The sequence below is a fragment of the Pantoea sp. sgz302252 genome, assembly GCF_042610525.1.
Taxonomy (GTDB): domain Bacteria; phylum Pseudomonadota; class Gammaproteobacteria; order Enterobacterales; family Enterobacteriaceae; genus Erwinia.
This window is the reverse complement of sequence record NZ_JBHDVM010000003.1, coordinates 454,403-466,166: the sequence shown is the minus strand read 5'-3', so window position 1 is coordinate 466,166 and position 11,764 is coordinate 454,403. Positions and strand designations below refer to the sequence as shown.

The 11,764-nt window shown below is 56.0% G+C and carries 6 protein-coding genes; 1 reads left to right on the top strand and 5 read right to left on the bottom strand.

What is annotated here, in order from left to right; genetic code table 11:
- Nucleotides 1-30: 30 nt before the first annotated feature.
- From ACETPC_RS08355 to ACETPC_RS08345, 3 genes are read right to left on the bottom strand one after another with little or no spacing between them, the layout of a single operon-like run.
- A complete protein-coding gene (locus tag ACETPC_RS08355; protein ID WP_380180385.1) occupies nt 31-1,431 on the bottom strand; it encodes an efflux transporter outer membrane subunit in 1,401 nt (466 codons plus the stop codon).
- Nucleotides 1,431-4,541, bottom strand: a complete 3,111-nt coding sequence (locus tag ACETPC_RS08350; protein ID WP_380180384.1) for an efflux RND transporter permease subunit — start codon at nt 4,539-4,541, stop codon at nt 1,431-1,433. The genes ACETPC_RS08355 and ACETPC_RS08350 overlap by 1 nt, the downstream gene beginning before the upstream one ends.
- A gap of 9 nt (nt 4,542-4,550) precedes the next feature.
- A complete protein-coding gene (locus ACETPC_RS08345; RefSeq protein WP_380180383.1) occupies nt 4,551-5,678 on the bottom strand; it encodes an efflux RND transporter periplasmic adaptor subunit in 1,128 nt (375 codons plus the stop codon).
- A gap of 476 nt (nt 5,679-6,154) precedes the next feature.
- Here ACETPC_RS08345 and ACETPC_RS08340 point away from each other — a divergent pair, with 476 nt between their 5' ends.
- Nucleotides 6,155-6,613: an acyltransferase gene (locus ACETPC_RS08340; protein WP_380180382.1), complete on the top strand. Its 459-nt coding sequence runs from the start codon at nt 6,155-6,157 to the stop codon at nt 6,611-6,613.
- 94 nt (nt 6,614-6,707) lie between these two features.
- On the opposite strand, the gene ACETPC_RS08335 is transcribed toward ACETPC_RS08340, so the two are convergent.
- Both ACETPC_RS08335 and ACETPC_RS08330 read right to left on the bottom strand, forming a co-directional pair.
- The gene (locus ACETPC_RS08335; RefSeq protein WP_380180380.1) at nt 6,708-9,593 is read right to left on the bottom strand and encodes an autotransporter domain-containing protein; all 2,886 of its coding nucleotides are present in this window, start codon (nt 9,591-9,593) and stop codon (nt 6,708-6,710) included.
- A 328-nt stretch (nt 9,594-9,921) separates the two neighbouring features.
- Nucleotides 9,922-11,646 carry a penicillin-binding transpeptidase domain-containing protein gene (locus tag ACETPC_RS08330; RefSeq protein WP_380180378.1) on the bottom strand — a complete coding sequence of 575 codons (1,725 nt, stop codon included), beginning with the start codon at nt 11,644-11,646 and terminating at the stop codon, nt 9,922-9,924.
- Nucleotides 11,647-11,764 lie beyond the last annotated feature (118 nt).

The following is an 11,764-nucleotide window of genomic DNA, read 5'->3' as shown; positions in this document are numbered from 1 at the left end:
TAGGTTGGGCTGCCGAAGCAGCCCATTACACTAAGATTTCCAGCCGCCGCCCAGCGCTTTATAAAGCGTAATTTGCTGATTCAGCTGCCCCAGACGGGTGGTGATTAACGACTGCTGCGCCGCATAGAGCGAGCGCTGCGCTACCAGTACGTTCAGGTAGTTGTCCACGCCCTGCTGATAGCGGATATGGGCAAAGTCATAGTTGCGCTGGTTGGCCTGCTCATCCTGTTCGCGCGCGGTCAGCTCATCTTTGTAGGTGTCCTGGCCCGCCAGCGCGTCGCCTACTTCTTTAAAGGCGGTCTGAATTGCCTTTTCATAGTCAGCAATTTCAATGCGCTTCTGCAAATGGGCGATATCAAGGTTAGCCGAGTTTTTGCCACCGTCAAAAATAGGCAGGTTGATGCTCGGCCCAAACGACCAGGCCGCCGTGCCGCCTTCCAGTAAGTGTCCCAGGCTGCTGGAGGTGGAACCGCCGGAAGCGGTCAGGCTGATGCTCGGGAAGAAGGCCGCGCGCGCCGCGCCGATATTAGCGTTGGCAGCTTTCAGCGAATGCTCGGCAGAGATGATATCCGGGCGGCGCGTTAACAGATCGGAAGGCAGACCCGATGGCGTCGCCGGGAAGGCCCTATCTTTATTTAGTCGCGCGTTTTGCAACATATTGGCCGGTAGATCGGTGCCAACCAGCAGTCTCAGCGCATTTACGTCCTGCCGCACCTGACGCGTGTAAGAAGCTACATCCGCCTGCGCAGTATGCACGGAAGTTTCCGCCTGCACCAGATCCTGCTCGCTGCTGACGCCGCCATCCACGCTGCGTTTGGTCAGGTTATACGAATCCTGCTGGCTTTTAACCGTTTGCTGCGCCAGTCCGAGTAACTCATTATCGGCGCAGAGCGAGAGATAAGCCGAAGCGACCTGCGAGATCAAACTAATTTTGGTAGCCTGCTGCGTCGCTGCCGTCGCCAGATAGCTTTCCAGCGCTTCATCACGCAGGCTGCGCAGACGGCCAAAGAAGTCCAGTTCCCAGGCGCTGACGCCCAGGCTGGTATTGAACTCGTGGTAAGTCACCGGCCCGGTCGAAGCGGTGTTATAGAGGTTGCCCGGCAGATGCGCCGCCGTCTGCGAGCCGCTGGCGCTGATTGCAGGCAGCAGTGCCGCCCGGTCAATCTGTACCTGCGATCGTGCTACCTCGACGTTTAAAGCCGCTACCCGCAGATCGCGGTTATTTTCCAGCGCGCTGGCGATAAGCTTGTGCATCGTCGGATCGGTGAAAAAGCTCTGCCAGCCGATATCCGCGCCGTTGGCCGTTGCGGTTTCCTGCTGGTCATAGTGTGTCGCCACCGGCAGCGCCGGGCGCTGATATTTCGGCTCCATAGTACAGCCGCTCAGCAGAAGCGCCGTCGCCAGCGCGGTAAGGGGGAAAATGTGCCGCATTATTGTTTTACCTTGGTTTTTTTATCTGAGAAGCGTTGTGCGACCACAACGTAGAACATAGGAACAAAGAAAATTGCCAGGAAGGTAGCGGTGATCATGCCACCAACCACGGCCGTGCCTATTGAGTGCTGGCTGCCCGCGCCCGCACCGCTGGAGATAGTCAGCGGCAGCACGCCCAGCACAAATGCCATTGAGGTCATAATGATCGGACGGATACGCAGTTTGGCCGCTTCCAGCGCCGCTTCAACCAGCCCTTTGCCTTCTTTCTCGTGCAAATCTTTGGCAAATTCGACGATCAGGATGGCGTTTTTCGCCGCCAGGCCAACGGTGGTCAGCAGCCCGACCTGGAAGAAAACGTCGTTTTCCAGCCCGCGCATCAGTACCGCCAGAATGGTGCCGAGAATGCCCAGCGGCACCACCATGATTACCGAGAACGGAATCGACCAGCTTTCATACAGCGCGGCAAGGCAGAGGAACACCACCAGAATAGAGATGGCGTAAAGCGCGGTGGTTTGCGAGCCAGAGGTCTGCTCTTCATACGACAGGCCGTGCCACTGCACTTTAAAGCCCTGCGGCAATTTGGCCGCGATTTCGTTGACCGCTTTCACCGCATCGCCCGAGCTGTAGCCACTGGCAGGCGAACCCATGATTTCTACCGCCGATACGCCGTTAAAACGCTCGTAGCGCGGTGAACCATACTGCCATTCGCCGCTGCCGAAAGCAGAGAACGGCACCATGTCGCCGCTGGTATTACGGAAGTACCATTTATTCAGATCTTCTGGCGTAACGCGCGAACCGGCGTTGCCCTGGATATAAACCTTTTTCACGCGACCGTTGTAGATGAACTGGTTTACGTAGCTTGAACCCCAGGCCGTAGAGAGCGTGTCGTTGATATCTTCCAGACTTAGTCCCAGCGCGCGGGCGCGTTCATCATCAATGATCAGATGATATTGCGGCTCATCGTCCATGCCGTTGGGCCGGGTCGCGGTCAGGCGTTTATCCTGCGCGGCTAAACCAAGGAACTGGTTGCGCGCTGCCATCAGCGCTGCATGGCCTTTGTTATTGGTGTCCTGCAGATAGAAGTCGAAACCGGTGGCGTTACCCAGCTCCATTACCGCTGGCGGCACCAGCGCAAAGACTTTGGCATCCTTAAGCGTGGCGAAATGCGCCATTGTGCGCGCCGCCAGTTTTTGTACCGTCTGGTCGCTGTTGCGCTGCGCCCAGGGCTTCAGTAACACAAAGGACATTGCCGTATTTTCGCCGCGCCCGGAGAAGCTGAAGCCGTTCGGCGAGAATACCGAGCTGACTTCCGGCTCGTTTTTCAGCAGCCAGGCCTGAATTTCATCCAGCACCTGCTGCGTACGTTCCGCAGAGGCGTTGGCGGGCAGCGTAGTCTGCATCATCATCACGCCCTGATCCTCATCCGGCAGGAACGAAGTCGGCACGCGGCTGAACAGATAGCCGGTTGCCGCCACCAGCAGCAGATAGATAACTAAAAACAGATTGCGTTTGGAAATCACCGCGCCAACGCTGTTGGTATAGTGCAGCGTTCCCGCATCAAACTTGCGGTTAAACCAGCCTGCCAGCCCTTTTGTCTTATGCTCCGCCGAGCCAGGTTTCAATAGCGTGGCGCAGAGCGCGGGCGTAAAGATCAGCGCCATCAGCACCGACAGCGCCATTGCGGAAACAATAGTAATAGAGAACTGGCGGTAAATTACGCCTGTCGAGCCGCTGAAAAAGGCCATCGGCAGCAGTACGGCAGAAAGCACCAGCGCAATACCAAACAGCGCACCCTGAATCTGCTCCATTGATTTAATAGTGGCAGCTTTGGGATCCAGCCCTTCGTCGTGCATCACGCGCTCGACGTTTTCCACCACCACAATGGCGTCATCCACCAGTAAGCCTATCGCTAACACCATGCCGAACATGGTCAGCGTGTTGATGGTGTAGCCGCAGGCAGAGAGAATGCCGAAGGTTCCCAGCAGCACGACCGGCACTACCATAGTGGTAATCAGCGTGGCGCGCAGGTTTTGCAAAAAGACCAGCATCACCAGGAACACCAGGCCAATCGCCTCGAACAGGGTTTTCACCACTTCTTCAATCGAAGCGCTGACCACCGGCGAGGTGTCGTAAGGGAACTTCACTTCCACACCATCCGGCAGAGAAAATTTGATGTTGTCTACCGTGGTACGCACGGCATTGATTGCATCCAGTACGTTCGCGCCGCTGGCAAGACGCAGCGCCATCCCGGCGGAAGGCTTGCCGTTGTAGGTGGCGGAGATGCTGTAGTCCTGCGGCCCAAGATCGACTTTCGCCACGTCTTTCAGGCGTACTTGCGAGCCGTCCGCGTTGACTTTCAGCAGGATGTTTTCAAACTGCGCCACCGACTGAAGACGGGTTTTGCCAACGATAGTCGCGCTGAATTTTGCGCCCTGAACCGTTGGTAATCCGGCCAGCTTGCCGCTGGAGATCTGTACGTTTTGCTGAGTAATGGCGGTGGAGACATCGCTGGGGATCAGCTGATACTTGTAGAGTTTGGCCGGATCCAGCCAGATACGCATGCCGTACTCAGATCCCATCACCAGAAAGTCGCCAACGCCTTTGGTACGCGCCACCTGATCTTCCAGTTTTGAAACCAGTAAATCGGCCAGATCGCCGTTGCTCATTTTGCCGTTAGTGGAAATTAAACTCACCACCAGCATAAAGTTGGCCTGGTATTTACGGACGTTGATGCCCTGCTCTGTTACTTCCGTCGGCAGCTGCGATTCGGCCAGCGAAACCTTGTTCTGTACCTGCACCTGGGCAGTATCGGGATCGGTGCCCTGATTAAAAGTAACAATGATGGTGGCGCTGCCGTCGCTGTTGCTCTGCGATTCGATATAGCGCAGGTTGTCGATGCCGTTTAGCTGCTGCTCAATCACCTGCACCACGGTATTCTGCGCGGTTTCGGCGCTGGCGCCCGGATAGGTTACCTGAATGGAAATAGCGGGCGGCGCAATATTGGGATACTGGTTGATCGGCAGTTTCAGGATAGAAAGCCCGCCCACCAGCATCACGATGATCGCTATCACCCAGGCGAAGATGGGACGCTCAATAAAGAATTTAGACATGGATTTCCTCTACTGCGCCGAAGGATCGGTCGTGGTCAGATTGGCCTGCGGCGCTGCTTTCGCCTGCGCTTCCGTCGGCTGTACTTTGCTGCCCGAACGCACGTTTTGCAGCCCTTCCACTACTACGCGATCGCCCTCCTTCAGGCCGGAAGTCACCAGCCACTTGCCCTCGATCATTTCGCCAGTGGTGATGCTTTGCTGCGCCACCGTGTTATCCGCTTTCACCACAAAGACGTAAGGCTTGCCTTTGGTGTCGTGCATGATCGCTTCCTGCGGGGCCAGAATGCCCTGGTCAGCAACGCCCTGCGGGAAGCTGGCGTGTACGAACATGCCCGGCAGCAATACGCGTTTCGGATTCGGGAAGGCGGCGCGCATGGTCACGCTGCCCGTACCCTGATCGACAGTGACTTCCGAGAACTCCAGCTTGCCTTCCTGCGCGTAGGTTGAACCATCCTCCAGCGTCAGTTTTACCGCCGCCGCGTTGTCATCTACGGCCTTTAGCTTGCCTTCTGCGAGCGCACGCCGCTGACGTAGCAGATCCTGTGAGGATTCGCTGACGTCGACATAAATAGGATCGAGCTGCTGGATAGTGGTGAGGTAGCTGGTCTGGCCATTGGTAACCAGCGCACCTTCAGTGGAAAGCGAGCGGCCAATATGGCCTGAAATCGGCGCGCGGACTTTGGTGTAGTTAAGATTGACCCGCGCGGTTTCCAGATCGGCCTTAGCTTCCTTTGCGGCAGCTACAGCATCGTCATAAGTCTGACCGCTGATGGCGTGCGCGGCAGCCAGCGGCTTATAGCGCTGGGCCAGTTTATTGGCATTGAACAGCGTCGCTTCGGCCTTGTCGTAAGCCGCCTGATAGCTGGCGGGATCGATTTGATACAGCGGATCGCCCTCTTTCACTTCGCCGCCTTCCTGAAACAGCCTTTTCAGGATGATCCCGCTGACCTGCGGACGAACTTCCGCCGTACGCACGGCAGTTGTCCTTCCCGGTAGCTGAGTGAATAGCGTTACCGGCTCACGTTTTAGCGTGGCAACGCCCACTGAAGCAGGCTGGCTGTTGGCGTTGGGAGGAGCAGACTGGTCGCAGGCGGCCAGCAGAAAAATCAGGCTCGCGGAAAGGATCTTTAAGCGCATGGTGAATTCTCAATAATATAAAATAAAATAGTAATGTGAGTGACTATTCTCAATAAAGAGGCTGATTATAGGCGCCGCCAGCAAAGGGCGATGTTAAGTTTTTGCTAAGTAAGATGTCGAAACGCTACGGGACTTTCAGGCCGTTTTGACACTGCTGTAACCTGACGGTTTCAGCCAGCAAGAGCGTGTTCAGTTGGTAATGCAGGTCGGGATGACTGAAAGCAGCGGAGCCTCCCCTTTTTCGGCATCAGGTCTTTTAGGCTTCTCATCCATGATGAAAAGGTCGCCCCTGACGGCGCTACCAAACACGGAAAGGGGCTGGCACAACCTAACGGAATGCGCTGTTAAATTGTGATAGCGTTACGATACGCCAGTGCCGGCTTGACAGCTGTATCCTTAATGAAAATTATTGGTTAAGAGTTGTATGGTTTTTTCTTTGGCTCTTTGTTAATTCAATCTGTATGCAGGGAAGAAAGATGTCGCCAGAAATCCGCACCAGCAAAGTCAGCGGGGTTACCGCAGGTAAGAACGTAGTCATTTATGAGCCAGCCAATATTTACGGCTGCACGCTTAATGACGATGTGTTTGTGGGGCCGTTTGTTGAGATACAGCGCCATACGGTTATAGGAGAAAGAACAAAGATCCAGTCACACTGCTTTATTTGCGAGTATGTCGCCATTGGCCGGGATTGTTTTATCGGACACGGCGTGATTTTCGCTAATGATATGTTCCGCCAGGGATGCCCCAATCCAGACAGCGACAGCTGGGGACGTATTGTTATCGGCAATAACGTTTCTATAGGCAGCGGCGCAAAGATCCTCGCCGTGACTATCTGTGACGAGGCGGTGATTGGCGCTGGCAGCGTGGTAACCCGCGATATCCTGCGTAAAGGCGTTTATGCGGGCAATCCGGCCCGGCTGCTGCGAGAGCTTTAAAGCGGGCCGGGTCTTTTTTCGATGCTGTCTGCGCGTATTCAGGCATAAAAAAAGCTGGCAACGAGGCCAGCTTAAAAAAGGGCAGGCGAGCAGATTAAAACGCGATATCCACGCCGCCACGGAATACGGATTCATCACCTTTATCCGCTACGTGTTTATCCACACGCAGGAACAAACGCGCGTCCTGAGCTTTACCCACGTCCAGCCGCATGCCGTACCACTGCGAATCCCGATCCAGCGTCATGCCAGGAATTGAGAAGCTTTCGCCCTGCGTTCCCGTTCCAGTCCATCTGGCTGTCACGTCCAGCGAAGGATTAGTAAAAGCATGCTGATGCTCGCCGTAAACCGAGAGCAGCGACCACCATTTATCGACTTCAAGCAGCGGCGCGCTAACATTTAATCCGGTCAGGCCGACGGTGCGGCTGTAGCGTTCGCTGTCGCCTTCCAGGCCCAGCGCGCCGCCCTCGTCCTTAAAGCTGCCGGTATAGAGCTGGCTTAGCTTCATGCCGACATAGGGTTGCAGCGTGAGGCGATCGGTTGGCGACCAGCGATAGCCGGTTTTCACCAGCGCCTGCCAGGCGTCGTTGCTGGTTTCCGAAGAGGTAGAACGGACGCCGTTCAGCAGCATTACGCGATCGAGATCGGTATCGCCATGCTGATAGCTCAGGTTACCCTGCCAGAACCATTCCGGCGTGACGGCATACTGCCCATAGAGCATCACGCCCTGCAGGCTGTTGGTGCTGTTGCCGCCGCTGCCTTCGTAGTTGGCCCGGATTTCGCTGTCAGTGATCGCCGCGCCCAGCCTCAGGCCCGGTACATCAAAGTTGCTGTCCACGCCAATCGCCGTGGTGTTGGTGCGATAGTGGCTGCCCAGATAGCCATCCTGCTGTAGATCGCCGTGCAGCGTGCCGGTTTCAGCCCAAATGCCGTAATTCTTCTGCCGCTCAGGATCGAGGCGATTACTCAGCAGCTGGTTCTGGTAATCCAGGCTGTTAAACAGGATAGCGTTGCCGCTGGCATGCGCCTGGCCGGAAAGCGAATCAAGCACCGCTTCGGCGGCCGCACCGCTGCCAATTTGCTGGAAGGCAGCCGCATCCTGTAGCAGTTCGCTTTGCTGAGCGGAGAGGCCCGACTGCGTGGATAAGCTGTCCGCGACCTGCAGCGCTTTCTCCACGTTCGCCGCGCTTTGCAGCGTCGCTGCGCCAGTCAGGCCCGCTGCCTGCGCCGCCTGCACTGTGTTTAAGCGCTGAAAATGGCCGGTAACGCTGTTGGCGCTGTAGGCTACGGTTCCTTTCAGGAACACGCCGGTATCCACGCTGGTGAACTGGCCGCTGATCCCCTGGCTGCTTTGCAGCAGAGATTCATCGGTTTGCACCACATAAGTATCGGAAGGCAGCGTGACCTGCAGCGCGCCATTCAGCGTTGCCGGGCCTGCGACCGTCAGCGGCTGGGAAAGCGTAATGCGCAACGTTCCGTCGGCGCTTTGCTGATAGCTGCCGACTACATGCAGCGCGCCGTTGGCCGTGGTAACAACTGTCCCCTGATTGCTCAGGTTGCCGTTGATCCTGCCCGAGCCAGCCAGCAAACCGCTACCTGTTACCCGCACATCGCTGGCAACGCTGCCGTCGATATACAGCGTGTTGCTTTGTACCTGGGTCGCGCCGGTATAGGTATTGTTGCCGGTGAGATGCAAAACGCCGCCCGCGTTGCTGGCACCGCTAACGATTAGCCCGCCGTCGCCGCTAATATCATTGGCAAAAACATAGTCACCGTAGGTCAGCGCAGCAGTGAAATCATCGCCGTAAAACATGCCAGGCCCTTGCAACGCCTTATCAACATTGACGTTGCCCCAGCCGAAGGTGTTGTTATAAGGGCGGCCATTCGCCGTATCCGCACTAACTCCCGCCACGGCATCGGTATGATAATCCGCCGTAGTCAGCAAGGTTTGCTGGAGGTTATAGCCGGTCATCCACGGGAACTGCGCCGAGACCCGGGATGCGGCGCCGGTAACGCGCGGCGCAGCAAAAGAAGTTCCATATTTGCGTGCAAGCGAACCGTCATCCTGTAAATATTCGGCATAGCCCGGCGCGGCCAGACACCAGGCGGCGGCATCGCCGCAGGCATCGAACACAAACAGTTCTGGCGGGCGGCTGCCCTGCGCTACGGTATAACCCGGAATGTAACCGGTAACGGCAATCAAGCCTTTTTGCAGTGAGGCATCGTTATAAATCAGCGGGATCTGCGCATTAGGCGAAGGCGTAGAAGTTCCATTGTTGCCCGTGACCACGACGCCCAGCGCATTGGCGCTGACAATGCTACTCAGGCTGTCGCGCAGCAGATCGTAGCTGCCGCTGGCGCGAGCATTTTCTAGCTGCGCAGTCGTAGTCAGCCGCTCGCTCGATGCGTAAGACATGTTAATTATTTTTACGCCGTTATTGAGAAGCCCGGCGATAGCATTATGCGTATCCGAATAGTAAAACAGGTTGTTGCTGGAAGCCTGCGCTATCCATAGATCGCTGTCCGGCGCAACGCCGCCAGCAAAGGCACCGCTGGCGATACCGGCAGCGGTCAGCGCAACCAGCGTGCCGTGCCCTGCCTGCCCGTTATTATCGTTTAGCGTTTGGCTGCCGCCTGATAAATAGGAGGTAAAATGCACGTTGCCATAGTTAATATCGGAACGGCCAGCCGCCAGCCCCGAATCCACAATTCCTACTTTTACCTTGCCATAGGTTACGGGCACAGGCTCGGTGGTTGGTGTCGTTTCTGAAGTTGGGGTCGTTTCTGTGGTTGGTGTTGGATCTGTTGTCGGCGACGGGTCGACAACCGGGGTCGGGGTAGAATTCAGCGTCTCGTTGTTGCTGCCACCGCCACCGCCGCCGCCACCACCACAGCCGCTAAGCAGAAATGCGCTGACTAAAACTGCCAGTAGTGACAGCCTGGAAGGTGCTGAAAATACGGGGATAGTTCTGATAATTTGCACGAATGTCCTCATGAATTGCCATAACGGGAAACAGAGCCATCCATGCCTTGATATATACAGTTTAGATCTCAACTGGAGAGATAACAGTTCTTGATAGTTTAATAGATCAAATAGTTTCCAATTGTCAGAACAGCTTAGGTTTTTTTGGACTATTTCCCGATTGAAGTTTTTAGCAAAGGACAAAAAGCGCATGCTTCGGCATGAGCTGGGGTTGATGACAAACCTTCAAGTCGCGTTTAAATCAGTGACAGAGCAGCAGAGACAGAGTGTGAGTCGCGCATTTCACCGCGCGACCTGAGGTTTCTTCAGAAGAGGATTGGTGAGGGCATCAGGTGCCGCTGTGGGTGGAGTAAAGCGCATCCGGCGCCACGTTCATATGCTTGAGTACCGGCCCGATAATATTGCCGAAGACCGGGGCGGCAACCGAGCCGCCAAAGTGGTCGCCCGCCGTTGGGTGGTTGATCATAATTACCAGTGCCACCTGCGGATTGCTGGCTGGCGCTACGCCAGCGGTGTAGTTGATATAGCCGCCGTCATATTTGCCGCTGGCGCCCATTTTCTCGGCTGTACCTGTCTTGATTGCCAGACGATAGCCCGGCACCGCTGCGCGCACGCCGCTGCCGCCGGGCAGCGCATCGCTCTCCATCATATGAATTACCGAACGTACAATATCCGCATCCGCTACCCGCGTGCCGATTACCGGCGGCGTGACCTTAGTAATAGAAAGTGGCCGGTATACGCCAAGCGAACCCAGGGTAGCGTACTCGCGCGCGATTTGTAGTGGCGTAACACGCAGGCCATAGCCGAAGGAGAAAGTCGCCCTTTCGATATCGGCCCAGCGCTCGCGGTGCAGCGGGAAATAGCCCACGCTTTCGCCGGTCAGGCCCAGTCCGGTAGGTTTACCCAAACCAAACGAGTGAAAGGTGTTAACCAGCACTTCGGCTGGCATCGCCAGCGCGATATGCGATACGCCGATGTCGCTCGATTTTTGCAGGATGCCGGTCATGGTAAGGCGCGGCCAGTGGCCAACGTCGCGGATCAGGTGACCGTTAACGCGATAGGGCGTGGTATCCAGTACCGAATCCGGTCGCACCAGCTTACGGGCCAGGCCTTCCATCACCACCAGCGGTTTTACCGTCGACCCCGGCTCATAGCTGTCATTTATCGCCGCGTTGCGCATCTGTGCTGGCGAAACATTGCTGAAATTGTTGGGATTATAGGAAGGATAGGAAGCCATGCCTAAAATTTCACCGGTATCGACCTTGACCAACACCGCCGCGCCGGAATCGGCTTTGTTCAGCAGGACGCCGTCGCGCAATTTAGTGTACAGGGTGTACTGATCGAATTTATCGATGCTGAGCTGCACAGTTGGCGGCTGGCGAGGCGGCTCGTAGTTGATCATGGCGATAATATTGCCATGGGCGTCCTGGCGATATTTCTCTTCGCCCGCCGTGCCCTGCAATACTTTATCGAACCCTTTTTCCAGACCGTTCAGGCCGGTATTGTCCGCGCCGACAATGCCAATCAGCGGCGCTGTCGCTTCACTCATCGGATAAAAACGGCTGTCGTCGTAAACCGTGGAAATGCCGGCCAGATGCAGCTTAGCGATATCTTTGGCGATACCTAATTCGATTTTATGCCCGAGATAAAGAAAGCGGCGATTGGGATTGGCTTTAATTTGTCGGGCGATCTCTTCAGGACGCTGATCCAGCGCGTTAGCCAGATATTCCCATTTGGCACTGGTAAAGTCGGGGTTTGCCTCCAGTACGCGTTGCGGATCGGCAATGATATCGCGCGAGGGTACGCTCAGCGCCAGCGCTTCACCGTTGCGATCCAGCAGCGTGCCGCGATTGGTCGGGATGGTTACCGTACGCAATGAGCGTTCATCCGCCTGTTTTTCCAGCATTGGATGGTTAATCAGTTGCAGGTCGCCTACCCAGACCAGCAGCAGCAGCATCGAAGCGAACACGCCAAGGCAAATCAGGCGAAAGCGAACGGGATGAAAGGGCGTTTTTGCCTGGTCTTTAGCCAGTGATTTCTTTAAGCGGGGCATGGCTCTTCTGTCGGCGGATAGCGATTAACTGACCGGGAGTTATACAAAAAATGCGGAGGCGATAACAGGAAAACTGTGTTTCAGATCGTGATTGTTGCCGTGGGGTTTAGAGTAAAAA

What these genes read in the sequence shown, in the direction of transcription:
- ACETPC_RS08350 (WP_380180384.1), bottom strand. Translation starts at nt 4,541, where the DNA reads ATGTCTAAATTCTTTATTGAGCGTCCCATCTTCGCCTGGGTGATAGCG.
- ACETPC_RS08345 (WP_380180383.1), bottom strand. Translation starts at nt 5,678, where the DNA reads ATGCGCTTAAAGATCCTTTCCGCGAGCCTGATTTTTCTGCTGGCCGCC.
- ACETPC_RS08355 (WP_380180385.1), bottom strand. Translation starts at nt 1,431, where the DNA reads ATGCGGCACATTTTCCCCCTTACCGCGCTGGCGACGGCGCTTCTGCTG.
- ACETPC_RS08340 (WP_380180382.1), top strand. Translation starts at nt 6,155, where the DNA reads ATGTCGCCAGAAATCCGCACCAGCAAAGTCAGCGGGGTTACCGCAGGT.
- ACETPC_RS08330 (WP_380180378.1), bottom strand. Translation starts at nt 11,646, where the DNA reads ATGCCCCGCTTAAAGAAATCACTGGCTAAAGACCAGGCAAAAACGCCC.